This window comes from Zhurongbacter thermophilus (genome assembly GCF_026184435.1).
Lineage (GTDB): Bacteria > Coprothermobacterota > Coprothermobacteria > Coprothermobacterales > JAADFF01 > JAADFF01.
This window is the reverse complement of the sequence record NZ_CP046447.1, coordinates 873,028-888,001: the sequence shown is the minus strand read 5'-3', so window position 1 is coordinate 888,001 and position 14,974 is coordinate 873,028. Positions and strand designations below refer to the sequence as shown.

Here is a 14,974-nt window from a genome sequence, read left to right as displayed (position 1 = left end):
TTTTTAGACCGTGTGCTTAAATGGATAGCATTGGAAGGTTATTCACTCAAGATTATTGGGGGGATAACCTTCCGTTTCCTTGCCAATAGGGGAGCTACATTTGGTGTTAGTGTTCCCTATATAGATATAATTTCTCTTATTGTTCTTTTGTTATTATCTATTTATGCCTACAAATATCCTTCGTGTGGGCTATCTCTTATCCTTCTTGGTGGCTTTTCCAATGTTCTTGACCGCCTTGTTTATGGCTATGTTATTGATTATCTTCATATACCCTTTTTGCCAATAGTTGGACATACATATTTCAATCTAGCCGATGTTATGATTGATGTAGGGGTGATTCTACTGGCATGGCAAATTATAAAGACATAAATCTATCTTTTTCTGCTGATTCATCAGAAAGACTTGATAAGGTATTGCACTTTCAATTGAAAGAAGAAGGTTTCTCTCGGAGTATGATTAGTGACCTCATAAAACAGCAGGGAGTAACTGTTGATGATAAGCATATTACTAAGCCATCTTTTAAAGTCCATGCTGGTAGTAATATTTCTGTGAAGTGGCGGATTGTTGATACTACATCGTTGGAACCGCAAGATGTTCCCTTTAAGGTAGTATGGGAAGATAACGATATTATTATTATTTCAAAGCCTGCAGGTATTGTTGTTCATCCCGGTAGTGGTAATCCTGATAAAACCCTTGTTAACGGACTTATTAATCGATATCCAGAAATTATCGGAGTTGGCGGAGAGGGACGACCTGGTATTGTTCACCGTCTTGATAAAGAGACTAGTGGGCTCATGATAGTAGCACGAAGTAAGAGAGCCTATCAAGTGCTGGTAGAAATGATAAAGAATAAAGATGTTTATAGGGAATATCGTGTTGCCGCATTGGGAACAGTACCGGGAGAGACCTTTTCTGTATCAGCTCCCATATTCCGAGATCCCCATGTGCCAATGCGTATGTCCGTTGTGCCATGGGGTAAACATGCACAGACAACTTTTCATGTTCTGAGAACAGTAAACACAGAATATGGATATATATCTATAATACGTGCAATTTTATCTACAGGTAGAACTCATCAAATACGTGTGCATTTGCGACATATGAACCTATATCCTTTGGGAGATTCTGTTTATGGTAATAAAGTATCTGCAATCCTTGCGCCTCGTGTATTTTTGCATTCAATTGTGCTAAAATTTATACATCCATTCACAGGAGAAAAGCTTGCTTTTATGGAGCCTCTTCCAGAGGACCTGTTAGAGGCTTGGAAGAGACTGGAGGTGAGGTAGATGTATACCATTAAATTTATTAGAGAACATAAGGATGAGCTTTATGAAGCTTTGAAGAAACGTTATTATCCTACAGATGTTCTTGACAAATTTTTTGAGCTCGATGAAAAGAGAAGAAAACTTACAACAAGACTGCAGGAGTTGCGTACTTATGTCAATGCTAAAAGTAAAGAGATTGGGGAAAAGAAGCGTGCAGGTGAGGATATTTCTAGTATTTTAGAAGAGATGTCTCGTGTCAAACAGGAAATAAAATCTTTGGAGAAAGAGCTTGATACTATTGAAGAGGAGATTAATCTTATTCGCTATGAAATACCAAATATCCCACATGAATCTGTGCCACTGGGTGAAAGCGATAAAGATAATGTAGAGGTAAGAAAATGGGGCACTCCGGAAAAGGGCAAAGACGATGTGCTTCCTCACTGGGAAATTGGTGAGAAGCTGGGTATTCTTGACTTTGAGCGTTCGGCTAAGCTTTCTGGTTCTAGGTTTGCATTGCTTCGTGGGGCAGGCTCTTTGATGGAGAGGGCCCTTATCAATTTCATGCTCGATCTTCATGTTCAGAAGCATGGCTACAAGGAAATATGGCCACCATATCTTGTTAAGCGCGATATAGCAACTGCCACAGGGCATCTTCCAAAGTTTGAGGAGGATATGTATCACTGTGAGAAAGATGATCTATTCCTTGTACCAACGGCAGAGCTTGTCTTAGTAGGCCTCCATGCCGGTGAAACTTTAAGAGAAGAAGATTTGCCTTTATATTACACGGCATATACGCCATGTTTTAGAAGAGAAGCAGGTTCCGCTGGTAAAGATACAAGGGGGCTTATTCGTAGGCACCAGTTTGACAAGGTTGAGATGGTGAAGCTGACAACCCCTGAAACATCTTTTGAGGAGTTAGAAAAGCTTGTTGCCAATGCTGAAGAGGTGCTGCAACTCCTCGGTTTGCCATATAGGGTTATTGTTCTCTCGACTGGTGATATGGGTTTTTCTGCGGCAAAGACGTATGATATTGAAGTATGGATGCCATCTTATGGTAGATATGTAGAAATTTCTTCCTGCAGTAATACCGCGGACTTTCAGGCTCGGAGGGCTAATGTTAAGTTTATTAGAAAAGATGGCACAAAGGACTATGTGCATATGCTCAATGGTTCTGGTGTAGCTGTTGGTAGAGCTATGGCTGCTATTCTTGAAAATTACCAGACTCCTGATGGTAAGGTTATTGTGCCAGAGGTTTTGAGACCATATATGCATGGTATGGAGGTAATAGAGTAAAAGTAGCGAAGAGTTGACTTAAAAATAAAATATAAGGGGAGCTCTTAAAAGGCTCCCCTTATATGTTTTTGGTGGTTTGATTCATCCCTTAATAGGAGTTACCTGAACGACATCGTCATCACTGAGACGAAGTCTAAAGCTGGTAATAGGTAGCAGATAGATTGTATCACCAATGCCCTCTTCTGTTTTTACAGGTACTTTACTCTTTTTGCCAGATGGTGCTTGTATTTCCACCATTGTGACGGGAGCACCAAGTATACTTTGCCATTCCTCAAGAAGAGTAGAGTCTACCCAACATACTTCTGTTCCAGTAGTGGACATGTATGCTTTTAGTTTTACCTTTGCCTTTAGTGGTCTGGTTAGTTGACCACTCGTGGCGCCTGTTGTGGTTTGGGATGTTGATGGAGTTTGAGTAGCTGCCGGTGTTGATTTTTTGCTATCCGTAACCTGAGCAGGTTGGGTTTTGACGGAAGCTGTTTGACTTGGTGTGGAAGTAGTTCTTGTCGAAGGAGTAACTTTTATAGGTTCTCCCTCTATGGACAATATTGTGGGTTTTGAGCTAACGACTACAGCATTTTTCTTTAGCAGTTCAACAATTATTTCATAAGCTGCCAGTTCACCTTTTTCAAATGTTTCTGCAATCTGGTAGATAGGTTTTCCGCTAAAGGCTTTGGGTAAGAATAACCATTCTTCCATTGTAAGAAGCATGTCATCGTTGATGTTTGTGTTGAATGCAAGGTACTTGTGAATATCTCCAATTTGGTCAATAAGTGTTTGGAGTTCCTTTTCCTTTTCTTCAATACGGGAAATAAGTTCTTCGGTATCGGTCATAATAGTTTTTTCTGTGGTCACAGCACCTAAGGTAAATAGGAATGTTCCATCTCTTTCTTTTACCATCTTTAACAGGGCATCTTCGCCCATGTTATTGCCGAAAACAGCATGAATGGGTTTCCCGTCTAAGATGTATATCTCCCCTGATTTTCCGTTGCTAAGGTTCACAACAAGTTTACCTGTTTTTCCGGCGACTTTTAAGAGTGATAGTACCTCAAACAGGTTGAACTCTTTTAGAGAGCCTTCCAGTGGCATATGTTTGCCCCCTTTCTGGGTAATTATCAATATTGTGTAAAAAAATTATACAACAAACAATGTATTTATGAGGCCTATTGACATGGCACTGAAAAAGTGTTATACTGTCAAACGATATGGTTGACAGTATGAGTATTGCAGATATAGAGAGATATAATCGGCTGTTAGAGGTATATGGAGGTCTACTTTCCGATAAAGCTCGTGATGTTTTGACAGATTACATAACATATGGACTTTCTATTACAGAAATAGCCGATGCACGCAACATATCTAAGCAATCGGTTAGCACCACCATTCGTAGGGCTTTGAGAAATTTAGAGAGATATGAAGAAGTATTAGGCATGTTGTCTCTACTTGACATGGTAGATAAGAGATGCCCTGATGTGGTAGAAATGTGGACGAAGACAAAGGGAAGGGGTGAGGCTTAGTGTTTGCCGACCTTAGTGATAAACTTGTTAACATGCTTAACTCCTTGCGCAAAAAGGGTAAGCTGACGAAGGAAGATATAGATAAGTTTCTCAAGAATTTGAAGATGGTTCTTTTGGCCTCCGATGTTGGTTTTGATGTTGTTCGTGTGTTTATTAAAGATGTGCGTAAAAAGCTGGAAGAGGCCAATATTGAAAAGAGCATATCTCCCGTAGACCAGCTGACAAAAATTGTTTATGATGAGATGAGAGAAATACTGGGGCAGCCAGTACCTCTAAAACTGAAACCCGGTAAACTCACACAGATACTCCTTGTGGGTTTGCAAGGTAGTGGTAAAACAACAACTGCTGGTAAGCTGGCTTATTACGTCAAGAAAAAACTTCGCAAATCTCCTATACTTGTTGCCGCAGATACATACCGTCCAGCGGCTGCTCAGCAGTTAAGAACACTAGCCAATGAAGTTGATGCCGGTTTCTATTCTATGGTGAAAGAAGACGGTACCCTTGATATAGATGGTTATAAGAAATTTATCCGGGGAACCCTTTATGATGTAGCCATTATAGACAGTGCTGGTCGTATGCATGTTGATGAAGAGCTCATGGAAGAGATTAAACAACTTCATGAGGCCCTTCAGCCCGATTATGTGTTCTTGGTTGCCGATGCTATGCTTGGTCAGGAGGCTGTTGATATTGCCGATGCATTTCATAAGGCACTGCCTATTTCCGGTGTTATTCTTACCAAGGTTGATGGTGATACTAGAGGTGGTGCAGCACTATCCCTCAGATATGTTACAGGTGTGCCTATCTACTTTATGGGTATGGGAGAAAAGGTTGATGCTTTAGAGCCTTTTGATCCCGATGAGATATCTGCCCGTATTCTTGACCTTGGCAGTGCAAAGGCCTTTATGGAGCGTATAAAAGAGCTTGAGAAAAAGCTGAAAGAACTTGAGAGAAAGGGTAAAAAGGTTAAGGCTGAGAAGATAGAAGATTTTACCCTTGAAGATTTGCTTGTGCAATTTGAAGCTATATCTGATGGTGATTTTGTTGGTGGACTGTTATCTTCACTGCCTGGTGGTAGACAAATGATGCAAGGTGTAGACGAAGAAGAGATGAATACAAGACTGAAACATTTCAAGGCTATACTCCAGTCTATGACGCCTTATGAAAGAAAGCACCCAGAGGTGCTTGATGCATCCCGTAAGCGTCGTATTGCAGCCGGTAGTGGAACGAGCGTGCAGGAGGTTAACCAGTTACTTAAACAATATAAGCAGATGAAGAAAGCTATGAAGACACTATCTAAGATGATGAAGAGGGGTAGATTTCCCTCTGTCATACCACCGTCGTTTCTCGGTGGCGGTGGCATAAAATAACGAGAAAAACTTATCGGAGGTGAGGTATAAGTGGCAGTTAGAATGAGACTCATGAGAATGGGTGCAAAGAAGAGAGCTTTTTATCGTATTGTTGTCGCGGACGCAAGAGCTCCAAGAGATGGTAAGTTTATCGAGATCGTCGGTACATACGATCCTCACAAAGACGGAGCAGCTGGGGTGACAATTGACAAGGAGAAGGCACTTAACTGGCTTCAGAAAGGTGTCCAGCCCACTGAACCTGTTGTAAGAATTCTCAAGTGGACTGGCGTATGGGATGAGTTTCAGGCGGCTAAACAAGCCAAAAAAGCTGAGTAGGGGGAGAGATTATGCTTATTAGAAGAAAGATTACCGTTAAAGCAATTATGACTCCCACGCTTAGGGCTGAGATGCTTGCCAATGTTGATGCCCTTATAGCCCAGACAAAAAAAGAGGTAGAACTTATTGAGAAGGAGCTGAGAAAAATACTGTTTCTTCCAGAATCTCAGCTTGGGGCAGAGGGACTTCGTTTGAAGGCACTGATGGAAGCCGAAAAGAGGGAGAAAGAAAAAGTTCTTAGAGAACTTGAAAAACAGAGAAAGGAAATTGAAGAAAAAGCCGAAGGTGAAGAAGTTATCTATTCTATCATTGAAGGCTTTGCCGATGTGAAGGTCGGCGACGATCTCTTTAAGAAGGTCGAAGGTGGAGAGATTGTTATCAAAGATGGAGAGGTGATAGAGATTCGCAATGAGTGAGAAGAAAGGTCTTGACGGGCGTGTGCTTGTGGGCAAGATTGTCCGCGCACACGGTATAAAAGGTGATGTTTATATCCATCCTTTTAGTGATAATCCCGATAGATTTTCTGCGGGAGGCTCTCTTGAGCTGGCCGATGGCTCTCGTGTTGAGATTACACGCTCTTCTAAACATGCTACAAAAAATCTCTATAGGGTTCATCTGAAGGATGTAGACACGAGAAACGATGCCGAAGCATTGGTGGGCCAGAATGTCTATGTCCGCGAGAGTGAGCTTCCCGAACTTGAGGAAGACGAGTTTTATATTTTCCAGCTTGTTGGTATGGCCGTTTATGATCTATCGGGTAATCTGCTGGGAACCGTCAAAGACCTTTTGCAAACAGGTGGTATTGATGTGTTGCGAATCTCTCGTGTAGAAGAGAAAAAAGAGTTGTTGGTGCCATTTGCCAAAGAATTTGTCAAGGATATCAGCGTAAAGGATAAAAAGGTTGTCATAGATACATCTCAGTTGGAGGACTTGCTATGAATGTAGGTATCATAACAATATTTCCCGAATACTTTGAAGGTGTAGTGAAAACAGGCATGATACGAAAGGCCATAGAAAACAATCTTCTTGATATTGTTTTTGAAAATCCAAGGAACTATGCAACCGACAGGTATAAGTCTGTTGATGATTACCCTTACGGCGGTGGCAGTGGTATGGTTATGAAATACGATACACTTAAGCAGGCTATAGAAAATGCCAGGGCTAAGGTATCGGGCCCTGTTATATACATGTCTCCACAGGGAACACCTTTCCATCAGGCCTATGCCAAAGATTTGGCTAAAGAAGAAGGCTTTATCCTCGTGTGTGGCAGGTATGAGGGTATAGATGAGCGGTTGATGTCTATCGTTGATGAAGAGATATCCATAGGTGATTATGTTCTGTCGGGAGGAGAACCTGCAGCGGCAGTTGTTCTTGATGCTGTGGTTAGACTCATTCCCGGAGTATTGGGTGATGAAAATTCACTTAGTGAGGAGTCCTTTGAACATAATTTACTTGAATATCCTCAATATACCCGACCATCGCATGTTGATGGTATGGATGTGCCTGATGTGCTTCTTAGTGGACACCATGGCAATGTCGCCAGGTGGAGACTCAAGGAGCGTTTAAAAAGAACACTTGTTAAAAGACCCGATATGCTGAAGGATATACATTTGTCTCAAGAAGAAAAAGAATTGCTTGCTGAAGTAAAAAAAGAAATATTAGAGACATTAAGCATGCTGGGGGTGTAAATAGTGGAAAAGTTGAGACTACACATAGCATTGCTTCATTATCCAATGTACGGAAAAAATTATCAGACTATAGCAACATCCGTTACCAATCTTGATATACACGACATAGCACGGCTTGCTCGTACTTACAACTTGGCATCTTATTGGGTTATTACACCTATAGAACCCCAGCGTGCTATGGTACAGCGTGTTGTTGATTATTGGGTCAAAGGTCCGGGAGGAGGGTATAATCCTCATCGTAAAGAGGCCCTTTCCCTTGTAAGAATTGGTGCCAATGTTGAAGAGATGGTAAAGGGTATAGAGGAAGAGTTTGGCGGTCCTGTTAAACTCTTTGCAACCGATGCCCGTCCTTATCCCAATATGATAGATTACGAGGAGGCAAGAAGACTCCTTCGTGAAGATGATGCCCAATATGTGCTTGTGCTGGGCACAGGTCATGGTATTGTCTATGATGAGATAAGAAAGATGGATTATTTCCTAAAGCCTATTAGACCAAACACGTCGTTTAATCATTTATCTGTTCGCTCTGCAGCCTCTATACTTGTTGATAGGCTTGTAGGAGAAGAGTGGTCGTATTAAGATATAGAAGGAAAAAGGAGGGATGATAAATGAGCATGGACATAATTAGGAGAATTGAAGAGCAGCAAATGAGAGATGACCTACCAGAATTTCGTCCAGGTGACACAATTCGTGTCTACTGGAAAGTTGTTGATGGTAGAAAGGAGAAGATTCAGAGGTTCGAGGGTATTCTTCTTGCCGATAAAGGTTCCGGTGTTCGTAGGACAATAACCGTAAGAAAGATTTCTCATGGTGTCGGTGTGGAGAGAATATTCCCCGTTCACAGCCCTAAACTCGTTAAGATTGAGCTTGTTCAGAGGGGTAAGGTCAGACACGCTAAACTTTACTATCTGCGTGATAAGAGAAAACTCGAGGTTAAAAAGAGAGATAAATTTGGTATGTCTCGTAAGAAGAAGAAATAATGGATTTTTCCATTGAAAGGAGATACCTTGAAAAAGGTTTTCGCCTTGTCGGTGGGGTTGATGAGGTAGGGAGGGGGGCCGTAGCAGGCCCCCTTTTTGTTGGTTTAGCAATATTTACTAAACCGTATGATATGATGGATATCTTTTGGACAGATTCTAAAATGTTTTCTTCTGAAAAGAAACGAAGACAGATATTTATGAGACTGATAAATATTCCTGGTTTTTTATGGACTGTTGGATGGGTAGATGCGTGGGAGATAGATGAAAAGGGTATTATGTGGGCTCTTGGAGAGGCTTTGAATCGTGCATTAGATAAGTTGCATGAAACTTATAGGCCTACGCTTCTGTTAACAGATGGAAAGGTGCCGTTTCCCGGGATTGCTATACCCCAGAGGACACTCATCAAAGGGGATAGGAAATCTCCTTCTATTGCTGCAGCTTCTATTGTTGCAAAAGTTATCAGGGATATTTATGTGGCGTCTATAGGAGAACTTCTGGATTATGGGGTGGTTTCTAATAAGGGCTATGGAACAAAGGCCCATATGGGTAAAATAAAAGAGCTTGGTATGTCGCGATGGCATAGAAAAAGTTTTTTAAAGAAACTACGGGAAGAAGGTGGAGGCTATGGTTAGTTTTTTGAAAAAGTGGTGGGATATCATACTCCTTGCGTTATTCCTTATTATCTTTTTGGTGTTCAGGTTTTACCTTTATCCTTGGTTTACGGTAAGACAGACATCTATGCTTGAAACACTTCACAGTGGTGATGTTGTTGTTGTTTCCCGGATGTATGCGGTTCATAGGGATTTCCAAAGGGGCGATATCATAGTTTTTTATCTGGGAGATAAGAAAGATCATGAGGGAGAATATCTTGTTAAACGCATTATAGGTTTGCCTGGTGAAACTGTTGAGATTCATGATGGTGTTGTTTACATTAATGGGCATGCCCTTAAAGAACCATATGTTGTTCATAAGGACACATCCAGCTTTGGACCATATACTGTGCCTCAAGGGAAGTTGTTTGTGCTGGGCGATAATCGCCCAGCAAGTAGAGATTCCCGATTCTTTGGAGCTATAGACGAGAAGAGTGTGGTTGGGCGGGTTGTTATGAGGATTTATCCGTTTTCGAATTTTACCGTTTTCCATCGTATTCATTACAATGATGCCTCTTCATAAGGGGAAATGGGCCGAGGATGCGGCCCTTTATTTTTATAAAGAGCACGGCTATAGACTAATTGGCAGAAATATTAGGGCATATGGTGGCGAGATCGATTTGGCATTTGAAAAAAATGGTAAGGTTGTTCTTGTAGAGGTAAAGCAAAGAAAACATTCATTAGAAGATGCCCTACTTGCTGTTTCTCCTAGTAAGAAACGGCGTATCCTCAGAGTATGGTATCAGAAAGCAGATAAATACTATCACTTTCCTATAGAGTTTCATGTATGTGCCGTTGTTGGTGAAAAAGACAACTTTTCTATATCTATATTTAAGGAGGAACTATGATGGGGGTTGCATTTGTCAGTACAGTATTTCTTATCGGTCTTGAGGGGGTTAAGACCGTTGTTGAAGTTGATGTGAGGCGAGGAATGCCATCTTTTAAAGTTGTAGGATTACCATCAAGCGTTGTAGAAGAATCTCGTGAACGTGTACTATCTGCTGTTAAGAATATAGGTGTTGATATTGGAGCTCGCAAAGTAGTTATCAATCTCTCCCCTGCTGAAGTGCCTAAAAAAGGCTCACATGCAGATTTGCCTATTGCCATAGCACTTCTCAAGGCAATGAATGTTATACAAGATGACTTTTCGGGTGCTTTGATTTTAGGGGAGTTGTCTCTTAATGGCAGGGTAAGGATGTCTTCATCTATGTTTGCCCTTATTGCACAAGGCATATCGCTAGGGTATAAGCAGTTTATCATCCCTGATGAAGCGTCATATCTTATTAATGTATTTAGCAATGTTGCTTACATACCTGTATCAAATCTTAGTGAGTTCCTTTCAGGTAACCTGTCTTGGCAACAAACAGAAGGATTTATTAGGGTGAAAACTCAGAACATAGTCAAAGACTTTGGAGATATCAAAGGACAGTATATGGCAAAGTATGGAGCTATGCTTGCCGCTGCTGGAATTCATAATATGGTAATGGTGGGTTCTCCTGGGGTTGGAAAGACGATGATAGCGGAGCGGATGACAGGGATTTTGCCTTCAATGACAGAAGATGAGATTATCGAAGTCACGAAAATATACAGTGCCACATTAGGAAAAGAAACGCTGGTAACAGATAGGCCTTTTCGCTCGCCTCATAGTAATACATCGGTTTCAGCTATGTTTGGTGGAGGCAGATATGTCCAACCAGGTGAGGCAACACTTGCCCATAGAGGAGTATTATTTGTAGATGAATTTCCAGAATTTCGCCGGGATGTGCTTGAGGGTTTAAGAACTGTTGTGGAAACAAGACAGGTGTTCCTGTCCAAAGCAGATATCAAGGTTAATTTTCCTGCGGATTTTCTCCTTGTTATGGCATCTAATCCGTGTCCCTGTGGTTATCTAGGACATCCCCATAAGCAGTGTAGGTGTAGCGTGTCCGATATTAAAAGGTATCAGAGAAAATTCTCAGGTCCTCTCATGCAGAGAATAGATATACAAATGTGGATGACTCCACCTGAGAATATGACAAGGGATGAACTCACAACAGAATACATGAGAGAAAAGGTTATTATCGCTCGCAACATGCAGATGAAACGGTATAAGGGAAGATATTTCAATGGTACGGCTCCCGATAATGTGTTTTTACAACATGTCAATATGTCTACTGGTGCCAGCAGTGCCATTGAAGATATTAGAATTATGGGCAAAGACAGTGGAAGAGAACTGTCAAAGATTAAGAGATTGGCAAGAACAATAGCCGATATAAATGAAGAAGACTATGTAAGTGAAGAGCATATTTGGATGGCTCTTAGTTTTCGCAAAGCCATGGATATGTTGGTGAGGTTTTGGTGAATATACGAGAAAAACTTATAATGCTTGCCCAAGAGGGAGCTTCTTATAAAGATCTTGCCACAACTTACCATATATGGCAGATGGAATCGGGCAAAAAGCACGAAAGTGTTTGCGATGGTTGCCATGGTGCTATCACTATAGCGGATAGTATATATCCAGATAGCTTAAGGCATTTAAATAAGCCTCCTGTTGTTCTCTTTTATGAGGGAAATATTTTGCTCCTGAACAAAATGCCCAAAGTTGCCATTGTTGGGACAAGAAAGGCTACATCTTATGGTATGTCTGTAGCAGAAAAGTTGGGGTATACACTGGTAAATGCTGGTGTTCCCGTTGTGTCGGGACTTGCTCGTGGTATTGATGTAGCATCGCAGCGCTATGCTGCGGATAGAGGTTTAGCTATTGCTGTTTTGGGTAATGGGTTAGATATCTACTATCCGTATAAAAACAAAGTCATTCAAGATACTATAGCTGAAAAGGGCTTACTTATTTCTGAGTATCCTGGTGAGGTGCGTGGTACTAAGTGGTCTTATGTTGCCCGTAACAGGATTATTGCGGCGCTTTCTTCTCTTGTTATTGTTGTTGAATCTCCAGAACGTGGAGGTTCCATTCATACTGCAGAATTTGCTATGGAACTGGGGGTACCCGTTGCTGCAGTGCCCGGTGATATATTTCGCATAACATCAAGAGGTACAAATGCCCTTATTGCCGATGGTGCAATGATTATTACCAAACCAGAAGATGTGTTGTCTATGATTAATGTTGTTGCATATACTAATGATAAGCATGGTCTTGTAGATATACTGAGAGAGCATGGTGGAATTATGAATATATCGGTTCTCAGAGGGTATTATGATAGTACAGGTAGTTTGATGAAGGATATTGCATATCTGGAAATGAAACAGATTGTAAAGATGGAGGGAAGTGTGGTGATACTTATTGAATAGTGTTATTGTCATAGGTGCAGGACTGGCAGGTTCTGAGGCGGCGCTAACATTGGCATCATTAGGGGTATCTGTGAAGTTGTATGAGATGAGGCCCTGGAAGATGACACCAGCTCACAGGACTGATAAACCTGCGGAGCTTGTATGTTCTAATTCCCTGGGGAGCAGAAGAGTAGATAAACCTAAGGGTTTACTTTTGTGGGAAGCTCTTACAGCTGGTGCCTCTTTGCCACGACTGGCCCTGAGTGCCAGTGTGCCGGCTGGAGGAGCATTGGCTGTTGATAGACAAATCTTTTCTGACCTTGTCGGCAAGGCTATACAGGAGCATCCTATGATTGAGATTGTTAGACAAGAGGTATCTTCTTTTGATACAGATCGTTATACTATTGTTGCTGCTGGTCCACTGCTTTCAGATAACCTGTCAAATTATCTGTCATCTTTGTTAGGTACAGATTTTTTGCACTTTTATGATGCCATATCGCCAACTGTTGTAGCAGATACCATAGATATGGAATATGCATTTTGGGCTAACAGATATGATGATTCAGATGGTGGAGATTATCTCAACATTCCACTGACAGAAGAAGAGTATTATCAGTTTGTTGAAGATATACTTGCTGCTCGAAAATATGTCCATCATGACTTTGAAGAAATAGAAAAATTCTTTGACAGATGTCTTCCTATTGAGGAGATAGCTAGGAGAGGTAAATTAGCACTCGCTTATGGACCTATGAGACCGGTAGGACTTGTTGACCCACGCACAGGCAAGCGTCCATTTGCCGTCATTCAGCTTCGCAAAGAAAACAAAGAAGGTACTTTGCTTAATATGGTGGGTTTTCAAACAGGTATTTCACACACAGATCAGGTGAAAATTTTTAGAAAGATACCAGCCTTGAGGCATGCAGAGTTTGCCCGTCTTGGTCAAATTCACCGAAATACATTCATTAATGCCCCTAAAGTCTTGGGGGATTCTATGTCGCTAAGATGTTGTCCTAAGGTGTATGTTGCCGGTCAGCTATCGGGAACAGAAGGTTATCTTGAGGCTATTATGGGAGGTTTCTGGTCTGCTCTGAGTATCTTTTTTGATATGCATGGTATAAAGTTGCCTGAGTTGCCCAAGTTTTCTATGTGGGGAGGTATACAGAGGTATCTTCATGATGAAACGGTTCGTGAATTCCAACCGATGGGATCAAATTTTGGACTTCTCCCTCTTCCCGATAAGAAGATGAAGAAAAAGCAAAGGCGGCAGTGGCAAGTAAAGAGGGCTATTGATGCGTGGCTTCAATATAGGCAGCAGATAGAAAAAATGAAAATGGAGGTGAGCAAATAGTGAGAACATTACTAAGAGGGGCTTATGTGCTAACTGCCGATGAGAACAAACCCTTTATTAAGGATGCCGATATTCTCATGGAAGATAACAGTATTGTATATATAGGTGATAGAAAGGAACACGAGTTTGTTGATAGGATACAGTATCTCTATGGTTATCTTATTACTCCGGGTTTTATTAATACCCATACTCACCTTGCTATGACGTTGTTTAGGGGTTGGGGTGAGGACATGGAGCTAGGTAAATGGCTCAATGAAAAGATATGGCCCTATGAGGCAAAACTGACTGACGAAGATGTGTACTACGGCTCTATTGTTGGTATTAAAGAGATGCTCTCCACGGGAACAACGGCATTTGTAGATATGTATTTCTTTGAACAGGCTACCATTGATGCTGTTCATGATGTTGGTATCAGGGCATTTATTACCCCGGGGATTATTGAAAAAGAAGGATGGAAAGATAGAGTAGACCAAATTGTTGCCCTTCGTAGTGCTCTGAGAAGTGATTATGTTGAGATTCATCTTAGTTTGCACGGTTTTTATACATGTGGTCCAGATGTTGTTGAGTATGTAATAGAGAAAGCTAAAGAAACTGGTGCTTTTGTTCATATACATCTACTTGAGGCACCATGGGAGCGTGGGGCTATTGAAGCGAAGCATGGGAAGGATTTTATTAAGAAATACTATGATAAAGGTCTGTTTAGCGATATCCATGTTATTGCTGCTCATGGTGTATGGATATCAGATGATGAATTAGAAATACTTGCTAATGCAAACTTTGCACTCGCCCATAATCCTCAGAGCAACCTAAAACTTGTTTCTGGTATTGCTCCCATTTGGAAATATCTCCAAGCTGGTATGACGGTGTCTATTGGTACAGATGGTGCAGCAAGCAATAACAATCTTGACCTTATTGAGGAGATTCGTACAGCAGGTATGCTAGGAAAATACAAAGCGGAGGATCCCGAGGCTCTTCCGTCTAAAGAGCTCTTTTATATGCTCACTAAATATGGTGCTAAAGCTGTTAAGCGTGACGATATTGGTGTGCTAGCCGAAGGCAATAAGGCTGACCTTGTTGTTTGGAGTGTAGACAATGTTGAGTGGTTACCTTTCTGGGATACAGAGGAGGGTATGTATGCCCACCTTATCTATTCAGTACAGTCAAAATCCTCTGTGAAAAGAGTGTGGGTATCCGGTAAAGAGGTATACAGAGAGGGACATTTAATGACTGACATACCATATCTTGAAGGATTTAAGGCTAGTGTAAAGAGAATATTTGGAGGTGAGTGAG

Annotated in this window: 19 protein-coding genes; 18 read left to right on the top strand and 1 reads right to left on the bottom strand. The window is 41.3% G+C overall.

Annotation, left to right across the window (positions count from 1 at the left end):
* Positions 1-12 precede the first annotated feature (12 nt).
* The 3 genes from GM182_RS04285 to serS are packed head-to-tail and all read left to right on the top strand — an operon-like array spanning position 13 to position 2,558.
* Positions 13-369 (top strand): signal peptidase II, encoded by a 357-nt coding sequence (locus GM182_RS04285; RefSeq protein ID WP_449185892.1) that lies wholly within the window; start codon positions 13-15, stop codon positions 367-369.
* The gene (locus GM182_RS04280) at positions 348-1,286 is read left to right on the top strand and encodes an RluA family pseudouridine synthase (protein WP_449185891.1); all 939 of its coding nucleotides are present in this window, start codon (positions 348-350) and stop codon (positions 1,284-1,286) included. The genes GM182_RS04285 and GM182_RS04280 overlap by 22 nt, the downstream gene beginning before the upstream one ends.
* Positions 1,287-2,558 (top strand): serine--tRNA ligase, encoded by a 1,272-nt coding sequence (serS, locus tag GM182_RS04275; protein WP_449185890.1) that lies wholly within the window; start codon positions 1,287-1,289, stop codon positions 2,556-2,558.
* An 81-nt stretch (positions 2,559-2,639) separates the two neighbouring features.
* Here the strand turns inward: serS and GM182_RS04270 are convergent, their stop codons facing one another.
* Positions 2,640-3,644: a DUF4388 domain-containing protein gene (locus GM182_RS04270; RefSeq protein WP_449185889.1), complete on the bottom strand. Its 1,005-nt coding sequence runs from the start codon at positions 3,642-3,644 to the stop codon at positions 2,640-2,642.
* 128 nt (positions 3,645-3,772) lie between these two features.
* On the opposite strand from GM182_RS04270, the gene GM182_RS04265 reads away from it, so the two are divergent.
* Genes GM182_RS04265 through GM182_RS04195 form a run of 15 tightly spaced genes read left to right on the top strand, consistent with a single transcriptional unit; the run spans position 3,773 to position 14,973 of the window.
* Positions 3,773-4,072 (top strand): sigma factor-like helix-turn-helix DNA-binding protein, encoded by a 300-nt coding sequence (locus tag GM182_RS04265; protein WP_449185888.1) that lies wholly within the window; start codon positions 3,773-3,775, stop codon positions 4,070-4,072.
* Positions 4,072-5,439 carry a signal recognition particle protein gene (locus GM182_RS04260; protein WP_449185887.1) on the top strand — a complete coding sequence of 456 codons (1,368 nt, stop codon included), beginning with the start codon at positions 4,072-4,074 and terminating at the stop codon, positions 5,437-5,439. The genes GM182_RS04265 and GM182_RS04260 overlap by 1 nt, the downstream gene beginning before the upstream one ends.
* A 30-nt stretch (positions 5,440-5,469) precedes the next feature.
* Positions 5,470-5,754 (top strand): 30S ribosomal protein S16, encoded by a 285-nt coding sequence (rpsP, locus tag GM182_RS04255; protein ID WP_449185886.1) that lies wholly within the window; start codon positions 5,470-5,472, stop codon positions 5,752-5,754.
* Between the two features lie 11 nt (positions 5,755-5,765).
* Positions 5,766-6,170: a YlqD family protein gene (locus GM182_RS04250; RefSeq protein ID WP_449185885.1), complete on the top strand. Its 405-nt coding sequence runs from the start codon at positions 5,766-5,768 to the stop codon at positions 6,168-6,170.
* Positions 6,163-6,693, top strand: coding sequence for a ribosome maturation factor RimM (gene rimM, locus GM182_RS04245; protein WP_449185884.1), 531 nt, complete (start codon positions 6,163-6,165; stop codon positions 6,691-6,693). The genes GM182_RS04250 and rimM overlap by 8 nt, the downstream gene beginning before the upstream one ends.
* Positions 6,690-7,442, top strand: a complete 753-nt coding sequence (gene trmD, locus GM182_RS04240) for a tRNA (guanosine(37)-N1)-methyltransferase TrmD (RefSeq protein WP_449185883.1) — start codon at positions 6,690-6,692, stop codon at positions 7,440-7,442. Before rimM ends, trmD begins: the two co-directional genes overlap by 4 nt.
* A gap of 3 nt (positions 7,443-7,445) precedes the next feature.
* Positions 7,446-8,021 (top strand): RNA methyltransferase, encoded by a 576-nt coding sequence (locus tag GM182_RS04235; protein WP_449185882.1) that lies wholly within the window; start codon positions 7,446-7,448, stop codon positions 8,019-8,021.
* A gap of 35 nt (positions 8,022-8,056) precedes the next feature.
* Positions 8,057-8,422, top strand: a complete 366-nt coding sequence (rplS, locus tag GM182_RS04230) for a 50S ribosomal protein L19 (protein WP_449187285.1) — start codon at positions 8,057-8,059, stop codon at positions 8,420-8,422.
* Entirely contained in the window at positions 8,422-9,054 is a 633-nt protein-coding gene (locus GM182_RS04225) for a ribonuclease HII (protein WP_449185881.1), read from the top strand. The genes rplS and GM182_RS04225 overlap by 1 nt, the downstream gene beginning before the upstream one ends.
* Entirely contained in the window at positions 9,047-9,595 is a 549-nt protein-coding gene (gene lepB / locus GM182_RS04220; protein ID WP_449185880.1) for a signal peptidase I, read from the top strand. Before GM182_RS04225 ends, lepB begins: the two co-directional genes overlap by 8 nt.
* On the top strand, positions 9,579-9,920 hold the full coding sequence (locus tag GM182_RS04215) for a YraN family protein (RefSeq protein ID WP_449185879.1): 342 nt from the start codon (positions 9,579-9,581) through the stop codon (positions 9,918-9,920). Before lepB ends, GM182_RS04215 begins: the two co-directional genes overlap by 17 nt.
* Positions 9,920-11,413, top strand: a complete 1,494-nt coding sequence (locus GM182_RS04210) for a YifB family Mg chelatase-like AAA ATPase (protein ID WP_449185878.1) — start codon at positions 9,920-9,922, stop codon at positions 11,411-11,413. The genes GM182_RS04215 and GM182_RS04210 overlap by 1 nt, the downstream gene beginning before the upstream one ends.
* Positions 11,410-12,357 (top strand): DNA-processing protein DprA, encoded by a 948-nt coding sequence (gene dprA, locus GM182_RS04205; protein WP_449185877.1) that lies wholly within the window; start codon positions 11,410-11,412, stop codon positions 12,355-12,357. The genes GM182_RS04210 and dprA overlap by 4 nt, the downstream gene beginning before the upstream one ends.
* The gene (gene trmFO / locus GM182_RS04200) at positions 12,350-13,684 is read left to right on the top strand and encodes a methylenetetrahydrofolate--tRNA-(uracil(54)-C(5))-methyltransferase (FADH(2)-oxidizing) TrmFO (RefSeq protein ID WP_449185876.1); all 1,335 of its coding nucleotides are present in this window, start codon (positions 12,350-12,352) and stop codon (positions 13,682-13,684) included. The genes dprA and trmFO overlap by 8 nt, the downstream gene beginning before the upstream one ends.
* On the top strand, positions 13,684-14,973 hold the full coding sequence (locus tag GM182_RS04195; protein WP_449185875.1) for an amidohydrolase family protein: 1,290 nt from the start codon (positions 13,684-13,686) through the stop codon (positions 14,971-14,973). Before trmFO ends, GM182_RS04195 begins: the two co-directional genes overlap by 1 nt.
* Position 14,974: the final 1 nt, after the last annotated feature.

Excerpts from the sequence above, each read along its gene's own strand:
- GM182_RS04280 (WP_449185891.1), top strand. The coding sequence starts at position 348 with ATGGCAAATTATAAAGACATAAATCTATCTTTTTCTGCTGATTCATCA.
- serS (WP_449185890.1), top strand. The coding sequence starts at position 1,287 with ATGTATACCATTAAATTTATTAGAGAACATAAGGATGAGCTTTATGAA.
- GM182_RS04270 (WP_449185889.1), bottom strand. The coding sequence starts at position 3,644 with ATGCCACTGGAAGGCTCTCTAAAAGAGTTCAACCTGTTTGAGGTACTA.
- GM182_RS04265 (WP_449185888.1), top strand. The coding sequence starts at position 3,773 with ATGAGTATTGCAGATATAGAGAGATATAATCGGCTGTTAGAGGTATAT.
- GM182_RS04250 (WP_449185885.1), top strand. The coding sequence starts at position 5,766 with ATGCTTATTAGAAGAAAGATTACCGTTAAAGCAATTATGACTCCCACG.
- rimM (WP_449185884.1), top strand. The coding sequence starts at position 6,163 with ATGAGTGAGAAGAAAGGTCTTGACGGGCGTGTGCTTGTGGGCAAGATT.
- trmD (WP_449185883.1), top strand. The coding sequence starts at position 6,690 with ATGAATGTAGGTATCATAACAATATTTCCCGAATACTTTGAAGGTGTA.
- rplS (WP_449187285.1), top strand. The coding sequence starts at position 8,057 with ATGGACATAATTAGGAGAATTGAAGAGCAGCAAATGAGAGATGACCTA.
- GM182_RS04225 (WP_449185881.1), top strand. The coding sequence starts at position 8,422 with ATGGATTTTTCCATTGAAAGGAGATACCTTGAAAAAGGTTTTCGCCTT.
- lepB (WP_449185880.1), top strand. The coding sequence starts at position 9,047 with ATGGTTAGTTTTTTGAAAAAGTGGTGGGATATCATACTCCTTGCGTTA.
- GM182_RS04215 (WP_449185879.1), top strand. The coding sequence starts at position 9,579 with ATGATGCCTCTTCATAAGGGGAAATGGGCCGAGGATGCGGCCCTTTAT.
- GM182_RS04210 (WP_449185878.1), top strand. The coding sequence starts at position 9,920 with ATGGGGGTTGCATTTGTCAGTACAGTATTTCTTATCGGTCTTGAGGGG.